General features: G+C 62.1%; 12 protein-coding genes, 1 pseudogene and 1 riboswitch. Of the genes and pseudogenes, 2 read left to right on the top strand and 11 right to left on the bottom strand.

Annotated elements, in window-relative coordinates; all coding sequences use genetic code 11:
• Window positions 1–64: 64 nt before the first annotated feature.
• The 8 genes and pseudogenes from parC to PCOSP_RS02525 all read right to left on the bottom strand — a co-directional run bounded on the left by parC (window position 65) and on the right by PCOSP_RS02525 (window position 9,636).
• The gene (gene parC, locus PCOSP_RS02560; RefSeq protein ID WP_041022085.1) at window positions 65–2,329 is read right to left on the bottom strand and encodes a DNA topoisomerase IV subunit A; all 2,265 of its coding nucleotides are present in this window, start codon (window positions 2,327–2,329) and stop codon (window positions 65–67) included.
• A gap of 84 nt (window positions 2,330–2,413) precedes the next feature.
• Complete coding sequence (locus PCOSP_RS02555) at window positions 2,414–3,400, bottom strand: esterase-like activity of phytase family protein (RefSeq protein WP_139646788.1); 987 nt, start codon at window positions 3,398–3,400, stop codon at window positions 2,414–2,416.
• Window positions 3,400–5,303 (bottom strand): annotated as a pseudogene (gene parE / locus PCOSP_RS02550) (DNA topoisomerase IV subunit B). Before parE ends, PCOSP_RS02555 begins: the two are co-directional and overlap by 1 nt.
• Before the next feature lie 42 nt (window positions 5,304–5,345).
• Window positions 5,346–5,954 carry a YqiA/YcfP family alpha/beta fold hydrolase gene (locus PCOSP_RS02545; RefSeq protein ID WP_047700387.1) on the bottom strand — a complete coding sequence of 203 codons (609 nt, stop codon included), beginning with the start codon at window positions 5,952–5,954 and terminating at the stop codon, window positions 5,346–5,348.
• 474 nt (window positions 5,955–6,428) lie between these two features.
• Window positions 6,429–6,785 carry a DUF6124 family protein gene (locus tag PCOSP_RS02540; protein WP_464710250.1) on the bottom strand — a complete coding sequence of 119 codons (357 nt, stop codon included), beginning with the start codon at window positions 6,783–6,785 and terminating at the stop codon, window positions 6,429–6,431.
• An 863-nt stretch (window positions 6,786–7,648) separates the two neighbouring features.
• The gene (gene cpdA, locus PCOSP_RS02535; protein WP_464710248.1) at window positions 7,649–8,464 is read right to left on the bottom strand and encodes a 3',5'-cyclic-AMP phosphodiesterase; all 816 of its coding nucleotides are present in this window, start codon (window positions 8,462–8,464) and stop codon (window positions 7,649–7,651) included.
• A 111-nt stretch (window positions 8,465–8,575) separates the two neighbouring features.
• A complete protein-coding gene (locus tag PCOSP_RS02530) occupies window positions 8,576–9,028 on the bottom strand; it encodes a DUF1249 domain-containing protein (RefSeq protein ID WP_024781420.1) in 453 nt (150 codons plus the stop codon).
• Complete coding sequence (locus PCOSP_RS02525; RefSeq protein WP_464710247.1) at window positions 9,019–9,636, bottom strand: NUDIX domain-containing protein; 618 nt, start codon at window positions 9,634–9,636, stop codon at window positions 9,019–9,021. The genes PCOSP_RS02530 and PCOSP_RS02525 overlap by 10 nt, the downstream gene beginning before the upstream one ends.
• A gap of 213 nt (window positions 9,637–9,849) precedes the next feature.
• Here PCOSP_RS02525 and PCOSP_RS02520 point away from each other — a divergent pair, with 213 nt between their 5' ends.
• Complete coding sequence (locus PCOSP_RS02520; protein WP_139646796.1) at window positions 9,850–10,596, top strand: DUF3298 domain-containing protein; 747 nt, start codon at window positions 9,850–9,852, stop codon at window positions 10,594–10,596.
• Here the strand turns inward: PCOSP_RS02520 and cytX are convergent.
• Entirely contained in the window at window positions 10,565–11,857 is a 1,293-nt protein-coding gene (cytX, locus tag PCOSP_RS02515) for a putative hydroxymethylpyrimidine transporter CytX (RefSeq protein WP_464710245.1), read from the bottom strand. The two genes, PCOSP_RS02520 and cytX, sit on opposite strands and share 32 nt — an antisense overlap.
• A gap of 169 nt (window positions 11,858–12,026) precedes the next feature.
• Entirely contained in the window at window positions 12,027–13,916 is a 1,890-nt protein-coding gene (gene thiC, locus PCOSP_RS02510) for a phosphomethylpyrimidine synthase ThiC (RefSeq protein ID WP_024781424.1), read from the bottom strand.
• A 161-nt stretch (window positions 13,917–14,077) separates the two neighbouring features.
• Window positions 14,078–14,183, bottom strand: a riboswitch (TPP riboswitch).
• Between the two features lie 154 nt (window positions 14,184–14,337).
• Here thiC and PCOSP_RS02505 point away from each other — a divergent pair.
• Window positions 14,338–15,777, top strand: a complete 1,440-nt coding sequence (locus PCOSP_RS02505; protein ID WP_139646800.1) for a TolC family outer membrane protein — start codon at window positions 14,338–14,340, stop codon at window positions 15,775–15,777.
• Between the two features lie 181 nt (window positions 15,778–15,958).
• Here the strand turns inward: PCOSP_RS02505 and waaA are convergent, their stop codons facing one another.
• Window positions 15,959–17,239 (bottom strand): lipid IV(A) 3-deoxy-D-manno-octulosonic acid transferase, encoded by a 1,281-nt coding sequence (gene waaA / locus PCOSP_RS02500; RefSeq protein ID WP_464710244.1) that lies wholly within the window; start codon window positions 17,237–17,239, stop codon window positions 15,959–15,961.
• Window positions 17,240–17,241: the final 2 nt, after the last annotated feature.

The following is a 17,241-nucleotide window of genomic DNA, read 5'->3' as shown; positions in this document are numbered from 1 at the left end:
TCCGACTCCAGCGCGAAAGCATCGATCTGCGGCTTTTAATCGCAGACCGAGCTGTCTAGCACGCTTAATTGAGGTTTTCGACGAGCAGTGCATCGACCCGCTGAAAACCCCTTGGAAGCTTGTTGCCCCGCCGACCACGTTCACCTTTGTAATGCTCAAGATCGTCTGCTTTGAGTGAGAGCGTACGCTTTCCAGCTTGCAGCACAAGCGTGGCACCCTCCGGCAACACTGCAATATCCGTGACATATTCCTCACGGCTGGCGACCCGTTCGCCGGAAATTCCGATGATCTTATTCCCTTTACCTTTACCTAATTGTGGCAGATCGCTGATTTTGAACACCAGCAGCCTCCCTTCGGTCGTCACCGAAGCCAGCCAGTTGTTATCGCGGTCGAAGACCGGGCGCGGCGCAATGACCTTGGCGTTGTTTGGCAGGCTCAACAGTGCCTTGCCCGCCTTGTTCTTGGCTTGCAGATCCTCACCCTTGACGACGAACCCGTAGCCGGCGTCCGACGCAATAACGTACAGCCCGTCATCATCAGGCATCAGCACGCACTCAAAAGTTGCACCCGGTGGTGGCGTCAGACGACCGGTCAGCGGTTCTCCCTGGCCGCGAGCCGATGGCAGGGTATGAGCCGCCACCGAATAACTGCGCCCGGTGGAGTCGATAAACACCGCAAACTGGTTCGAGCGCCCCGGTGCCAGAGCCTTGAAACCGTCCCCGGCCTTGTAGGAAAGCCCTGCTGCGTCGATGTCGTGACCCTTTGCAGAGCGCACCCAGCCTTTTTCCGACAGCACGACGGTCACTTTCTCGTTCGGCAGCAGATCGTGTTCGCTGAGTGCCTTGGCTTCGGCACGTTCCACGATTGGCGAACGACGGTCGTCGCCATAGGTTTCGGCGTCCTTGAGCAGCTCGGTGCGCACCAGCTTCTTGAGCTTGGCCTCGCTACCCAGCAAGGCGAGCAGCTTGGCCTGTTCCTTGAGCAATTCATCCTGCTCGGCACGCAATTTCATCTCTTCCAGCCGCGCCAATTGCCGCAGGCGGGTGTCGAGGATGTAGTCGGCCTGGATTTCACTCAAGGCAAAGCGCTCGATCAGGCTCGCCTTCGGATGCTCCTCGGTGCGGATGATGTGGATCACTTCGTCCAGGTTGAGGTAAGCAATCAGCAAACCGTCCAACAGGTGCAGGCGCCGCTCGACCTTGTCCAGGCGGAACTGCAGACGTCTGCGCACCGTTTTGACACGGAACTCCAGCCATTCCACCAGCAACGCCCGCAGGTTCTTCAACTGCGGCTTGCCGTCCAAGCCAATGATGTTGATGTTGACCCGGTAGCTAGACTCCAGATCGGTGCTGGCGAACAGGTGCTGCATCAAAGCGTCGTGGTCGACCCGGCTGTTGACTGGAATGATCACGATGCGGCATGGGTTCTCGTGGTCCGACTCGTCACGCAAGTCGGCCACTTGCGGCGCCTTCGACGGTTTTGCCTGCATCATCGCGGCAATCTGCTCCAGAACCTTGGCCCCGGAGACCTGGTGTGGCAGCGCGGTGACGATGATGTCGCCGTCTTCGATGTGATACACGGCGCGCATGCGCACCGAACCGCGGCCGCTCTCGTAGATTTTCAGCAAATCGGCGCGCGGGGTGATGATTTCCGCTTCGGTCGGATAGTCCGGGCCCTGGATGTGCTCGCAGAGCTGCTCCACCGTGGCTTTCGGCTCGTCCAGCAGACGCACGCACGCCGTGGCCACTTCCCGCAGGTTGTGGGGCGGTACGTCAGTGGCCATGCCCACGGCGATACCAGTGGTACCATTGAGGAGGATATTCGGCAAACGTGCCGGCAAAACCAGGGGTTCATCGAGGGTGCCGTCGAAGTTCGGCCCCCAGTCCGCCGTGCCCTGACCCAGCTCGCTGAGCAGCACCTCGGAATAACGCGACAGCCGCGCCTCGGTGTAACGCATGGCCGCGAACGACTTGGGATCGTCTGGCGCCCCCCAGTTACCCTGGCCATCCACCAAGGTGTAGCGGTAGCTGAACGGCTGGGCCATCAGCACCATGGCTTCGTAGCAGGCCGAATCGCCGTGGGGGTGGAACTTGCCGAGCACGTCACCGACGGTCCGCGCCGACTTCTTGTGCTTGGAATCGGCGTCCAGTCCCAACTCACTCATGGCATAGACGATCCGCCGCTGGACCGGCTTCAAGCCGTCGCCAATGTGCGGCAGGGCGCGGTCCATGATCACGTACATGGAGTAATTGAGGTAGGCATTTTCGGTGAAGTCAGCCAGCGATCGGCGCTCTACGCCGTCCAAGCTGTCTGCAAGAATGTCGCTCATGCGGGCCTCATCAGTTCGTTGTCTGGCGCAACGGCATGCTGCCATCGCGCTGGGTAGATTCAAATAGGTTCAGGGGTGGCCGGCTCATGGCGAGGCGCTCCAGCCACCATCGGGTGCAGCGAAGCGCCAGATAATCGGCCGTTCTTCGCCGTCGGCCCGCGGCCCGTCATTGTTGTCCAGGCCAACCCAGGCGCCCTTGGCGTCCACCACCAGCGCCTCGGCCAGCCCGTAGGCCTGGGAATAGCGACGATTGTCCTGCAAGGCCTCGGCGGCAAACGACCAACAGCGCTCGACTTCAGCGGTCTGGGGGTCGCGGCGGCAGATTTGAAAGGCGTTGCGCTCCAGGGTGAACAGCTTGCCGTCGAACAGGGACAGGTCGGCAAAATCCCGAGATACCGCCTTGGCATTGGGAAACTGCGCTGGCTGCATTTCCTGCCCGGCTTCGCTCAACAGCACACAATGACCGTCACAGTCCCACACCGTTTGCTGACGCTTGATCAACAGCACACCACGTCGCTCCCGTTCCGCCGCCAGCCACAGCCGGTCGCCGGCCGGGTTCACCGCCAGGCCTTCGAACAATGCATTGAAATGCAGCAACATACCGCTGGCACGGGCCTCGCGGATCATTGTCGGCGCAATCTTCAACCAGGACACTTCGCCCAGCGGCGGCACCTGCAGCACGGCGGCATGGGATTCGCTGACCACATAGCGATTGCCAGCGCTGTCGCAGCTGATGCCTTCGAAATCCAGCTCGCCACCGCGCAGGAACGACGCCGCCCAGGTACGCGACCTCAGCCCCCAGGGCAAACCGCTGTCCGGCGCCTGCGGCACGTCGATGATCAACGCCTGGGCAGGCCAGGCCCCATCACCGGAGGTGTCGAGGCGATAAATGCGGTCATCGTCGCGATCCGACACCGTCCACATCTCATCGCCGCAGAGGGCCAGCCCGGACAGATTGCCGCCGCGCATGCCGTCGACAGCGTGCTCGGACAGCAACTTCAATTCCGGTGCAGGCCCAGCGAACACGGCCCCCGCCCACAGCAACAGCGCCAGGGCGAAACCGTTGCGCATCAGGCCAACACCTCGGCCAGATCGCCCTTGGACTCGAGCCAGGACTTGCGATCGCCGGCACGTTTCTTCGCCAGCAGCATGTCCATCATTTCCGACGTCGCGGCGAAATCGTCCAGGGTCAGCTGTACCAGGCGACGGGTGTTCGGGTCCATGGTGGTTTCGCGCAGCTGCGGCGGGTTCATCTCGCCCAGACCCTTGAATCGGGTGACCTGTGGCTTGCCGCGCTTCTTCTCGGCCACCAACCGGTCAAGGATGCCGTCTCGCTCGGCCTCGTCCAAGGCGTAGTAGATTTCCTTGCCCAAATCGATGCGATACAGCGGCGGCATCGCGACGTAGACGTGACCGGCGTCCACCAGCGGACGGAAATGCTGGACGAACAAGGCGCACAGCAAGGTGGCGATGTGCAGGCCGTCGGAGTCGGCGTCAGCGAGGATGCAGATCTTGCCGTAACGCAACTGGCTCATGTCCTCCGCGCCCGGATCGACCCCGATGGCCACGGCGATGTTGTGCACTTCCTGGCTGGCCAGTACTTCGCTGCCGTCCACTTCCCAGGTGTTGAGGATCTTGCCCCGCAACGGCAGGATCGCCTGGAATTCCTTGTCTCGAGCCTGCTTGGCCGAGCCACCGGCAGAATCACCTTCCACCAGGAACAGCTCGGAACGCATAGGGTCCTGCCCCGCGCAATCGGCGAGCTTGCCCGGCAACGCCGGCCCCTGGGTGATGCGCTTGCGCTCGACCTTCTTGCTGGCCTTGAGACGACGGCCGGCGTTGCTGATCGCCAACTCCGCCAGGGCCAGACCGGTTTCCGGGTTGGCATTGAGCCACAGGCTGAACGCATCCTTGACCACACCGGACACAAACGCCGCCGCTTCACGGGACGACAAGCGCTCCTTGGTTTGCCCGGAGAACTGCGGCTCCTGCATCTTCATCGACAGCACGAAGGCAATGCGCTCCCACACGTCCTCCGGCGCCAGCTTCACCCCACGGGGCAGCAGGTTGCGGAATTCGCAGAACTCACGCATCGCATCGAGCAGGCCCTGGCGCAACCCGTTGACGTGGGTACCGCCCTGGGCCGTGGGAATCAGGTTGACGTAGCTTTCCTGGACGCTCTCGCCCCCCTCGGGCAACCACAACAGCGCCCAGTCGACCGCCTCTTTGTTGCCGGCCAGGCTGCCGCAGAACGGTTCGTCGGGCAGGCGCTCAAAACCACTGACCGCGTCCACCAGGTAAGAGCGCAGGCCATCTTCGTAATGCCACTCGACTTTCTCGCCGGTGGCCTTGTCCTCGAAGCTGACCGACAGCCCCGGGCACAACACGGCCTTGGCCTTGAGCACATGCTTGAGGCGGCTGACGGAAAATTTCGGTGAGTCGAAATACTTCGGATCCGGCGCGAAATACACGCTGGTGCCGGTGTTGCGCTTGCCGACGCTGCCGACCACTTCCAGCTCGGTGGCCTTGTAGCCGTCGGCGAACGTCATCTGGTATTCGTTGCCGTCACGCTTGACCCGCACCCGAACCTGGGTCGACAAGGCGTTGACCACGGAAATACCCACCCCGTGCAGACCGCCGGAGAACTGGTAGTTCTTGTTGGAAAACTTACCGCCCGCGTGGAGCTTGGTGAGAATCAGCTCGACGCCCGACACCCCTCTTCGGGGTGAATGTCCACCGGCATGCCACGGCCGTCATCGCTGACCTCCAGCGAATGGTCGGCGTGCAGGATGACCTGCACCGATTTGGCGTGCCCGGCCAAGGCTTCGTCGACACTGTTGTCGATGACTTCCTGGGCGAGGTGGTTCGGCCGACTGGTGTCGGTGTACATGCCGGGACGCTTGCGCACCGGGTCGAGGCCCGAGAGGACTTCGATGGCGTCTGCGTTATAGGAGCTAGCGCTGGGAGTGGCCATGGGGTCTCGTCGTCAGTGTTCGAATGAAAAAGGGGCGATGGCTCACAGCGAGGTGAAGTCGATCGCCTGGTACAAATCGGCGCCAATGCCGGCAAAACTCAACAGCGCCGGCAACTGTTGGGCAAACCCCTGGAAACTGTGGTCGCCGCCGGCCTGGATGCGCAAGGCACAGGCACGGTAGTACTGCTGGGCGTGGCGATAATCCAGCGTTTCGTCACCGGTTTGCAACCATACCTGATACCGCTGTGGATCCTGGGGCGCCGGCACTTCCAATGCAGCCAGGGCCGTGACGTGATCGTGGGTCAATTCCCAGGTTTCATCGGTGTATAAATTCTTTTGCGTGCCCAGGTAGCCGTCGAACATCCGATGGGGGCTGACCGCAGGGTTGATCAACAGCGCCTTGAGGCCGTGGCGCTCGGCCAAGTGAGTCGCATAGTAGCCGCCGAGCGAGCTGCCGACCAGCAGCGGCCGCCCCAGTTGTGCAATTGCCTGTTCCAATTGGGCCATGGCTTCGCGGGGGTGGTGGTGCAGGGCTGGCACCTGCAGCTGATCGCCCAGGCCCAGGCGGGTCATCACGTCGATGAGTTGACGGGCCTTGGTTGAGGCTGGGGCGCTGTTGAAGCCGTGGATGTAGAGGATCGAAGCCGACATGCCAACTCCCTGGGTTTGAGGGCAAAGGCCGGAGTTTACAGGGAGATTGGGGGTGTTTGGGGGACATGCTTTCCGTACAAGGTATTTATACCTGCTTTTTGTGGGAGCGAGCCTGCTCGCGATGGCGGCCTTATTGGGTACATATCCATTGCTGCGGTAACGGCGGCTTACGGTTCCGCTTTTACAGCGGGTTACTTTGGCAAACGCCCCAAAGTAACCAAAGGTCTGTGCCCCACCACTCGGCACCTCGCCTACGCTCGGTGTGCCCTCACTCCGGCATTGCTCCGTGGGCCGCCGCGAAGGGCCATCCATGGCCCAGCGCGGCTAACCCGGCATCCATGCCGGGTTACCCACTACGCAATGCCTGCGTTCGGCCAGCGTGGTTAATGGGGCCTTCAGATCAAAAACAGAGCAAAAGCAAAAGCAAAAGCAAAAAGCGACGTTTCGCTAGATCTCGCCACAGGGAGTGCTGACTTATCGGGGACCGACGACGTCAAGTGCTCGGTTTGCCAGCAGCTCACTGAGTTCGACCATCTGCTGGACGCCGAAGGCTATATGCCGGTTGGAGCCTTCGAGGTTGAAGGCCAGGTCGTTGAGCATCGCATTGGCCGAGGCCAGGGTTTCGCTGAGGTTGGCCAGGAGGGTTTCGCTGTCCAGGTCTTCGACGACGGTGAATAGCTGGCCGGGGGATGGTTTCTTTTTGGCCTGGGGTTTTGGGGCGAGGTAGAAGTTGAGGGCGCGTTCGGCGGCTTCGTCGAGTTTTTTGGCGTCGAGGCCGGTGTGGGGTGCGGTGGGATCGGTTTTTGGGGGATTGGGGGTAACTTTGAACATGGTGAGGTTCCTTTTACCAAGTGGAACCGCCACGTCTCGTTTTCCAGTCGAGAGGTGGCAGCTATGCGAGGGCTGGAAAAACCGAGGTAAAAGGAAAACCCGGCAGACTCGAAAGTCTCCCACGCACAGCCGCCATAACGCAGAACTGCACAGCTAAAGCACGGCAGTATCTCACGTGGTGCACTGTTACGCCTTTTACTCTTCGGGTTTTCCAGGCCCGGTCGCTGATTGCAGCGACCGAAAAAGGTTAGCGAGAACCCTTCCCACCCGGCAACCGCCAGAACTCGTCGGAAAATTCCACCTGAATGTCCGACCATTCCCACAGATTCAGGTCGACTGTAAAGCCGCCATCGCGAGCAGGCTCGCTCCCACAGCGGGACGAGGTATGGCCCAAGAGACAGGTCGGCCTTCAGGACGCCTTCGCGGGCAAGCCCGCTCCCACAGGGGACCAAGGTCAGCCGCAAGAACAGGCCGGCCACAAGGCCGCCTCGCCTCGCCTCGCCGTTGCTTTTGCTTTTGCTTTTGATCTTTGGGCCCCGTTAACCACGACGGCCGAACGCAGGCATTGCGTAGTGGGCAACCCGGCATGGATGCCGGGTTAGCCGCGCTGGGCCATGGATGGCCCTTCGCGGCGGGCCCACGGAGCAATGCCGGAGTGAGGGAACACCTCGCCTTGGCGAGGTGCCGAGTGGTGGGGCCAAGACCTTTTGGTTACTTTTGGGGCGTTTGCCAAAAGTAACCCGCCGTAAGGGCGGAACCCTAAGTAGCCGTTACCGCAGCAACGGATATGTACCCCAGCCCAGTAAGGCCGCCATCGCGAGCAGGCTCGCTCCCACAATTGGATCAGCGTACAGCCTCAGCCTTCAGTACCCCTCAGCCCCATAATCAACCACAAACTCAAACCCAACCACCCGCTCAACCCCCGTCTCCACCCGCCCATCCGGCAGAAGCCGCAACCACCGATACCCAGGCGCCTGCTCACCCACCGCAAAATCCACAGACCCAGGCTCAAACTGAATACAGGTAGAAGGCGAAGCCAACAAACGCACCCCCTCACGCACCTGATCGACCTCCTGGTGCACATGCCCCCAAAGCACCCCCCGCACCTGCGGAAACCGATCCAACACCGCAAACAACGCATCCGGATTGCGCAACCCAATGGGCGCCATCCACTCACACCCGATCGACACCGGATGATGATGCAGACACACCAGATGATGCCGCTCCGGCGCCTCGCTCAAAGCATTGGCCAACAGGATCAACTGCTCCGGCGCCAGGAACCCCGGCACCGAACCCGGCACCGCAGAGTCCAACAGGGTGATGCGCCAATTCCCGATGTCGACCACAGGATCGAGCAGCATGCTCTGGACCGCTGCCTGGAGCATCACCTGCGGCTCATCATGGTTACCCGGGATCCAACGCGCCGGCGCATCGATCCGAGCGCTCATCTGGCGGAACGCTTCATAGGATTGCAGCGTCCCGTCCTGGGACAAATCCCCGGTGGCAAGCATCAGGTCGATGTTCGGCTGCTGCTTCAGGACCAGGTCAATGACCACCCGCAGGCTGTCGCGGGTGTTCATGCCCAGCAGCGAGCCGTCGGCCTCGGCGAACAGGTGGCTGTCGGACAGTTGGACCAGCAACACCGGATCGGCGGCGGTCAGGGTGGATACGCTCGGCAAATCGCTCGCTCCCAGGCGCGATCACGCCATTGGATGAAGTCGCAATTATGCTGGGGTTGATCGAAAGGGGAAACCCGCGAACCGGAACCGGTTCACAGACAGCGCACTGCACTAGCGAACCACTTCGAACTCGTGACCCAGCGCCAGGCAATGACTCAGCCACTCACCCAGGAACAGATTCAACTGGGCCTTTTCGTCCGGCTGGTGCATCGAGGCATTGGGGTAAGGATAGATGCCACGAAAGCGTCTAGCATGTTCGGCGCTCACCACTTCGGCCATGCGCGCATCGTGATAGACCTGAACCTCCAACTGCGGCACCGGCAGCCAGGGCAGGCTGTGTTCCTGGCGCACTTGCAAGGTGGTGGTGTACGGACAGGTCTGCAGCACTTCGAGCGCCAGCACCCCGAGCATCTGGTCGCCGTGGGTCACGGCGATGCGGCGCGGTGCCGGGTCGTTGCGCATGTCCGGCAACAAGCGCATCAGGCGGGCGTAGTTGGCCTCGCAGGCGGCTTGCAGCCCGACCAGATCGACGCGATAGCGATCGCGCAGCTTGCTTAAGACCATAGCCCCCTCACTTCATCGCGATTCAAGGCCAGCCATTGCAAGGCAATGATGCTGGCCGCATTGCAGATTCGCCCGTCGCGCACCGCCTGCAAGGCATCCTCGAAAGCCCAGGCTTTCACGCGAATGTCTTCGGCTTCCTCCACAAGCCCATGCAGGCCACCGGCCCCCGTGCTGTCGCAACGCCCCAGGTAAAGATGTACGAATTCATCGCTGCCGCCCGGCGATGGAAAATATTTGGTCATCGGCCAAAGCGCGGCGAAGTCCAACCCAGCTTCCTCCTGCGCTTCACGATGAGCAACTTCTTCCGGTTGCTCGTCCTTGTCGATCAGGCCCGCCACCAGCTCCACCAGCCAAGGGTTGGGGGTCTTGCCCATGGCACCGACACGAAACTGCTCGATCAACACCACCTCGTCGCGCTGCGGGTCGTAGGGCAAGACGCACACTGCGTCATGGCGCACGAACAACTCACGGCTGATTTCACGGCTCATGCCGCCGGCGAACAATTCATGGCGCAGCCGGATGCGATCGAGTTTGTAGAAACCCTGGTAGCAGCTGTCGCGCTTGATAATGTCCACGGTGGTCGGTGTGGCGTTGGCGAAATCAGTCATGGCAGTCCTCGTCTGGAGCAATCGATTCGAGGTTCCTACCTCGGCTTCGCGCCATCCTAACGCGCCCGTACCCTTTGATGCAGCCCCTTTCCTCTCATCGGGATGGACGGCGGAAGGTGAAAGAATTCTAATGAGTTTAGTGGCGAACTGATTGCCCTGCTGACAGTCGAAGCGGGTAACTTTTTGCCTTTCCCTGTTTCATGAAGGACGCCCATGTCGCTTTTCAGAATTGCTTCGCTGGCCGCCATTGCCCTGACACTGGGTGCCTGCCAAAGCCTGTTCCAACCCAACTACCGCACGCCACTGGACACCACCCGCGATGCCTCGGAGCAATTGCAACCAGGCTGCGCCAGCGCCGACTGCCCCTTGGTGAACATCGACACCGTGCACTTTCCGGCCGAACCCGCCCTGGACGGTATCGTCGAAAAGCGCCTGCTGCAAATGACCCGCACCACACCCGACACCCCGGTGGCGCCTACACTGGCGGCGTATCGCGAGCAGTTCTTGCGCAGCGCCCCGCCGCGCACCAGCAGCTACTTGCAGGCCAAGGTACGTGAGCAACATGACGGCCTGGTGATCATCGAACTGTCCAGTTACCTGGACACCGGCGGCGCCCATGGCACGCCGGGGCGCGGTTTCATCAATTATTCGCGCCAGCAGCACAAGGTACTGGCGCTGTCGGACATGCTGCTGCCGGGCCAGGAAGAAGCCTTCTGGAAAGCGGCTCAGGTGGCTCATAACAGCTGGCTGATCAGCACCAAGCTGGATCAGGAGCCGGAGTTCCTGAAGCAGTGGCATTTCCAGAAAACCCAGAACGTGGCGCTGACCTACGGCGGGGTGATCCTCAAGTACGAAACCAGCACCATTGCGCCTTACGCCCTGGGCCACATCGAACTGAAGATCGCTTACCCGCGCCTCAACGGCATTCTCAAGCCCGAGCTGTTTCCCGGCCGTAGCTGAAAGCCCGGCCCAGCACCAGTTGCAGCAGCCCTGCCAGGACCAGTGACGGCAGGGTTGCGCCGATATCCGGGTAGAAATTGGCCAGCAGGTGATAAGTGCTCACCCCGCCCAGCCAGGCCAATAGCGCCGGCCAGCGCAACGAAGTGGATACCACCTGGCTGCGGCGTTTACGCAGGATGAAGTGGTCCACCAGCACCACGCCGAACAGCGGCGCGAACACCGAGCCGATCAGCAGCAGGAAATTCTGGTACTGCGCCAACGGCGCGAAACAGGCGACCAGGGTGCAGATGACGCCGATCGCCAACGCCAGATGCTCGACCTTCAACCCCGACAACATGCCGCTGGACACCGCTGCGGAATGGATGTCGGCGAATGCGTTTTCCGACTCGTCCAGCAGAATCAGCAGCAGGGGAATGCCCAATCCCGCGCCCGCCAGGGCCAGCAACAGCGCGTTGACTTCACCGCTCGGCGCGAACGCCAGGGTGTAGGCGACACCCAGGCTCATCAGCCAGAAGTTACCGATGAAGAACCCCAGCGCCGTGCCACCGAAGACATTCCTGGCGCGTTTGCCGAAGCGCGAATAGTCGGCAATCAGCGGCAGCCAGGACAACGGCATGGCAATCGCGATATCGAAGCCCACGGCCAAGGGCATCGAGCCGTCGCCGGCCTGGGCCCACAGCGCCGCCAGGTCGGCCTTGGCGAACAGGTTCCAGGTCAACCAGGTGCACGCCGCCAGCAGCAGCCAGATGCCCCACTTGCGCAACACTTTGCGCACGAAGGTCAGCGGCCCGCTCACCGCGAGCAAGGTGGCCAGGACGCCGAAGAACAAGGTCCACAGCAGCGGATTCGCCCCGAGGCTGCCTTCGCTGAAAGCCCGGGCGCCCAGCAGGCTGGCGGCGTCGCGCATGACGATGATCTCGAACGAGCCCCAGCCGATCAGCTGCAGCAGATTCAACACCGCCGGCACGCTCGCGCCCTTGCCGCCCAGGCTGAGCTTGAGGGCGGCCATGGCCGACAGGCCGGTGTCGCTGCCGATCACCCCGACGGCTGCCAGCAGCAGGACGCCCACCAGTGTGCCGAGGAAGATCGCCAGCAACGAACCGCTCAGGCCCAGGCCCGGCGCCAGCAAGGCCCCGACCTGCAAGACCATCAGGCCGATGCCGAGGGAGAACCACAGGGAGAAGAGATCGCGCGCGCCGAAGACACGTTTGTCCGTGGGGACGGCGATGTCGGGGGAGTAGGTGCTGGGTTGGATGTTCAAGGGGGTTGTCTCAGAGAGATATTTGTTGTTTTAGCGACCGCTATCGCGAGCAGGCTCGCTCCCACAAGGGGCCGGCGGCAGGCACAGGATTTGTGCACACCGCGATCCACTGTGGGAGCGAGCCTGCTCGCGATGGCGGCGGTGAAAACACCGCCGCCATCAGCTCGGATCACACTTTCTTGTAAAGCTGACTGCCTTCCTGCTTGAACCGCTCAGCCTGCTCCGCCATCCCTTGGGCGACGTCCACATCCACCGCCTCGATGCGCTGGTTGGCCGCGTACTCGCGGACTTCCTGGGTAATCTTCATCGAGCAGAACTTCGGCCCGCACATCGAGCAGAAATGCGCGACCTTGGCCGAGTCCTTCGGCAGGGTTTCGTCGTGGTACGAGCGAGCGGTGTCCGGGTCCAGGCCGAGGTTGAACTGGTCTTCCCAGCGGAACTCGAAGCGCGCCTTGCTCAGGGCGTTATCGCGGATCTGCGCACCTGGATGGCCCTTGGCAAGGTCGGCCGCGTGGGCGGCGATCTTGTAGGTGATGATCCCGGTCTTCACGTCATCCTTGTTCGGCAACCCCAGGTGTTCTTTCGGGGTCACGTAGCAAAGCATGGCGCAGCCGAACCAGCCGATCATCGCCGCACCGATACCGGAGGTGATGTGGTCGTAGCCCGGCGCAATGTCGGTGGTCAGCGGACCGAGGGTGTAGAACGGCGCCTCGTCGCAGCACTCCAGCTGCTTGTCCATGTTCTCCTTGATCAGTTGCATCGGCACGTGGCCCGGGCCTTCGATCATGCATTGCACGTCGTGCTTCCAGGCGATCTTGGTCAGCTCGCCGAGGGTTTCCAGCTCACCGAACTGCGCTTCGTCGTTGGCGTCGGCAATCGAGCCCGGACGCAGGCCATCGCCCAGCGAGAAGCTGACGTCGTAGGCCTTCATGATTTCGCAGATGTCTTCGAAATGGGTGTAGAGGAAGTTTTCCTTGTGGTGCGCCAGGCACCACTTGGCCATGATCGAACCGCCACGGCTGACGATGCCGGTGACGCGCTTGGCGGTCATCGGTACATAGCGCAGCAGCACGCCAGCGTGGATGGTGAAGTAGTCGACGCCCTGCTCGGCCTGTTCGATCAGCGTGTCGCGGAACAACTCCCAGGTGAGGTCTTCGGCCACGCCGCCGACTTTTTCCAGGGCCTGGTAGATCGGCACGGTGCCGATGGGCACTGGCGAGTTGCGGATGATCCACTCGCGGGTTTCGTGGATGTGCTTGCCGGTGGACAGGTCCATCACCGTGTCCGAACCCCAACGAATGCCCCAGGTCAGCTTCGCCACTTCTTCTTCGATGGACGAACCCAGCGCGCTGTTGCCGATGTTGCCGTTGATCTTCACCAGGAAGTTACGGCCGATGATCATCGGTTCCAGTTCGGTGTGGTTGATGTTGGCCGGGATGATCGCGCGGCCCCGGGCGATTTCGTCACGGACGAATTCCGGCGTGATGATCTTCGGTACGCTGGCGCCGAAGCTGTGGCCGGCATGTTGCTGGTCCAGCAGGCCAGCGGCGCGGGCCACTTCCAGCTTCATGTTTTCGCGGATGGCGACGTATTCCATCTCGGCGGTGATGATGCCTTTGCGCGCGTAGTGCATCTGGCTGACGTTGGCACCGGGCTTGGCGCGACGTGGATTGTTCACGTGGGCGAAGCGCAGCTTGGTCAGCTCCGGGTCGGCCAGGCGCTCCTGGCCAAAGTTGGAGCTCAGGCCAGCCAGGCGCTCGGTGTCGCCACGGGCCTCGATCCAGGGCGAACGCACGTCGGCCAGGCCTTTGCGCACATCGATGATCACGTTCGGGTCAGTGTACGGGCCCGAGGTGTCATACACCGTCACCGGCGCGTTGATTTCGCCGCCGAAGTCGGTCGGCGTCACGTCGAGGCTGATTTCGCGCATCGGCACGCGGATATCCGGGCGGCTGCCCTGGACATAGATTTTTTGCGAGCGGGTAAAAGGCTGAACCGATTGCTGATCGACCTGGGCCGAATCACTGAGGTTGATCGCGTTTTTTGATTTTGTCGTCATCACGGGTTCTCCAGACACACATCCAGGCAGTGGATTTTTGTCGGAGCGAACCTGTAGCGAATGGACGCAATCCTGCACGACAGTGCGGACGCTGTGCTTGATGCACGAGTGTGTTCGAGGGTCGAACAACATCCCGGACGAAGCACAAGAGGACTCGCCGGGTGACGAGAAATCTTGTTCCCTACGCAGGCCTTAACCTGATCAGGTTCAACGGGATCCGAAATTATTCGATCTCAGCCTCATAGCAAGGCACCCCGACAAGAACCCGGCCAGTCTAGACACAACCACCGCAGAACGCCATCACCGCAGCAAAAGGCGTGATGAATGGCGCATATACAGGATTGTTGCCGTGCCCGTGCGCAACTACACTCGCTACGCCGCGCCTCTTGTGCGCAATCATTTGAGAAGTAGGGATCGCCTCATGCTGCGCAAACTCTCACTGGCCCTTGCCGTGTCTTGTGCGTCCAATGGAATGGCCTGGGCCGCCGAAGCGCCCTTATCCACCCGGACCGATCTGGTGAGCGTGTACCAGGAAGCGGTGGATAACAACGCCGACCTGGCCGCTGCCCGCGCCCAGTACGGTGCCCAGAAAGAAGTGGTGCCCCAGGCCCGTGCCGGGTTGTTGCCCAACCTGTCGGCCGGTGCCGACCTGAACAACACCCGTACCGAGCTCGACCAGCCGGCGCTGACCGCCACCCGCAGCGCCACGGTTTACCAGGCCACGTTGTCCCAGCCCATTTTCCGGGCCGACCGCTGGTTCCAGTTGCAGGCGGCAAAATCCGTCAACGAACAAGCGTCGCTGCAACTGTCGGCCACCGAGCAGAACATGATCCTGCAGAGCGCCGAGAGCTATTTCAACGTACTGCGCAGCCAGGACAACCTGGCCTCGACCAAGGCCGAGGAAGCGGCTTTCAAACGTCAACTCGACCAGTCCAACGAGCGCTTCGACGTGGGCCTGTCGGACAAGACCGACGTGCTGCAATCCCAGGCCAGCTACGACACTGCCCGCGCCAACCGGATCCTTGCCCAGCGCCAGGTCGAGGATGCGTTCGAAGCATTGATCACCCTGACCAACCGCCAGTACAACTCGATCCAGGGCATCGTCCACACGCTGCCGATCCTGCCGCCGGTGCCGAATGATGCCAAGGCCTGGGTCGACACCGCGGCCAAGCAGAACCTCAACCTGCTGGCCAGCAACTACGCCGTCGACGCCGCCGAAGACACCTTGCGTCAACGCAAGGCCGGTCATGCACCCACGCTCGACGCGATAGCCCAGTACAAGAAAGGCGACAACGACGGCCTCGGCTTTACCAACCCGAGCCCGACCGGCCAGCGTTACGGTGGCGATGCCGAGCAGCGCACCATCGGCCTGCAGTTGAGTATCCCGATCTACAGTGGCGGGCTGACCAGCTCCCAGGTGCGCGAGTCCTACTCGCAACTCACCCAGACCGAGCAGCAGCGCGAAGGCCTGCGCCGGCAGGTGGTGGAGAACACCCGCAACCTGCACCGCGCGGTGAATACCGACGTGGAACAGGTCCAGGCCCGGCGCCAGTCGATCATCTCCAACCAGAGCGCGGTAGAGGCCACGGAGATCGGTTATCAGGTGGGGACTCGCAACATCGTCGATGTGCTGGATGCCCAGCGCCAGCTGTACACCTCGGTGCGCAACTACAACAACGCCCGCTACGACTACATCCTCGACAACCTGCGCCTCAAGCAGGCCGCCGGCACCCTCAGCCCCGCCGACCTGCAGGACCTGTCACGCTACCTCAAGCCCGACTACAACCCGGACAGGGACTTCCTGCCGCCAGACCTGGCGCAGGCGGCGGAGCAGCAATTGCGTTCGCGGCCGGCGCAGTAAGCAACAGTAACCCTTGTGGCGAGGGGATTTATCCCCGCTGGGCTGCGCAGCAGCCCCAAAACCTGCCAGCGCGGTGTGTGAGGTAGTTTGAAGGGGGGGCGCTTCGCACCCCAGCGGGGCGGTGCGACGTTTCGCTAAATCCCCTCGCCACAGATAAATCTCCTCGCCACAAGAGCAATGATCACCGTTCGGAGATCAACCGCCCCAACCCCTCCAGCAACCGCTGCAACGCGCCCTGATTGGTGCGCATCACCTTCAACCCCGCCTCGGCCATGCGCTGCGCATCCCGGGGCAGTTCGAACAGGCGTTGTATCGCCCAGGCCAGGCTCTCGGCATCTTCGACTTCCTGCAACGCCCCGGCGCTGCGCAGTTGCGCGGCGATTTCGAGGAAGTTGAACAGGTGCGGCCCACTGAGCACCGGCTTCGACAGCGCCGCCGGCTCCAGCAGATTGTGGCCGCCGTTGGGCACCAGGCTGCCGCCCACGAACGCGCTATCGGCCAACGCGTAGAGGAACAGCAGCTCACCCATGGTGTCGCCCAGCAACACCGAGACTTGCGCGGTAACGGGCTGCGCGCTGGAACGCCGGACCGTGGCAAAGCCTTCGCTTTCACACAACCGGTGCACCGTGTCGAAACGCTCGGGATGACGCGGCACCAGGATCAGCAACGCATCAGGGTAACTGTCGAGTAGCCGACGGTGCGCGGCCAGCACTACCTCGTCTTCGCCCTCATGGGTGCTCGCAGCGATCCAGACCGGGCGATCTGTCGCCTGCCATTGGCTGCGCAAGGCACTGGCGCGTTCGAGCAGTTGCGGGTCGATGGTCAGGTCGTACTTGATGGAACCGGTGACCTCGACGGTCTCCGCCCGGGCGCCCAACTGGCGGAAACGTTCGGCCTCGGCTTCGGTCTGGACGGCAAACAGGCTCATCTCGGCCAGCATCGGCCGGGTGAGTTTGGGGAAACGGGCATAGCCCCGGGCCGAACGCTCTGACAAACGCGCATTCGCCAAGGCCACGGGAATACCGCGCTTGGCGCATTGATGGATGTGGTTGGGCCACAGCTCGGTTTCCATGATCACCGCCAGCGTCGGTCGCACCCGATCAAGAAAACGCCTGGCAGCGCACGGCAAGTCGTAGGGCAAATAACAATGCTGAATACGCGGCTCATTGGCGAATAACGCCTGGATCCGCTCCGAGCCGGTGGGCGTCATGCAGGTCACCGTGATCGGCAACTGTGGATAACGCTGCAACAGGGCGCGAATCATCGGCGCGGCAGCGATGCTTTCGCCCACCGACACCGCATGGACCCAGATGCCTCCCTGGGTCATGACCGGCAGGCCCCAGGAAAACCGCTCGCCGATGCGCCGGGCATACGCCGGCGCCTTGCGCGCCCGCAACCACAGCCGAATCGCCACCAATGGCAGCCCCAGGTAAAACAATGCGCTATAGAGAGTTCTGTTCATGG

The organism is Pseudomonas sp. MAFF 730105, from assembly GCF_055380705.1.
This window is presented reverse-complemented; position numbering and strand designations above follow the sequence as displayed.

Bases quoted from the DNA above. Each gene is read 5' to 3' on its own strand.
- thiC (WP_024781424.1), bottom strand. From the start codon at position 13,916: ATGACGACAAAATCAAAAAACGCGATCAACCTCAGTGATTCGGCCCAG.
- PCOSP_RS02540 (WP_464710250.1), bottom strand. From the start codon at position 6,785: ATGTTCAAAGTTACCCCCAATCCCCCAAAAACCGATCCCACCGCACCC.
- parC (WP_041022085.1), bottom strand. From the start codon at position 2,329: ATGAGCGACATTCTTGCAGACAGCTTGGACGGCGTAGAGCGCCGATCG.
- PCOSP_RS02525 (WP_464710247.1), bottom strand. From the start codon at position 9,636: ATGACTGATTTCGCCAACGCCACACCGACCACCGTGGACATTATCAAG.
- PCOSP_RS02530 (WP_024781420.1), bottom strand. From the start codon at position 9,028: ATGGTCTTAAGCAAGCTGCGCGATCGCTATCGCGTCGATCTGGTCGGG.
- PCOSP_RS02555 (WP_139646788.1), bottom strand. From the start codon at position 3,400: ATGCGCAACGGTTTCGCCCTGGCGCTGTTGCTGTGGGCGGGGGCCGTG.
- PCOSP_RS02520 (WP_139646796.1), top strand. From the start codon at position 9,850: ATGTCGCTTTTCAGAATTGCTTCGCTGGCCGCCATTGCCCTGACACTG.
- PCOSP_RS02545 (WP_047700387.1), bottom strand. From the start codon at position 5,954: ATGTCGGCTTCGATCCTCTACATCCACGGCTTCAACAGCGCCCCAGCC.
- waaA (WP_464710244.1), bottom strand. From the start codon at position 17,239: ATGAACAGAACTCTCTATAGCGCATTGTTTTACCTGGGGCTGCCATTG.
- PCOSP_RS02505 (WP_139646800.1), top strand. From the start codon at position 14,338: ATGCTGCGCAAACTCTCACTGGCCCTTGCCGTGTCTTGTGCGTCCAAT.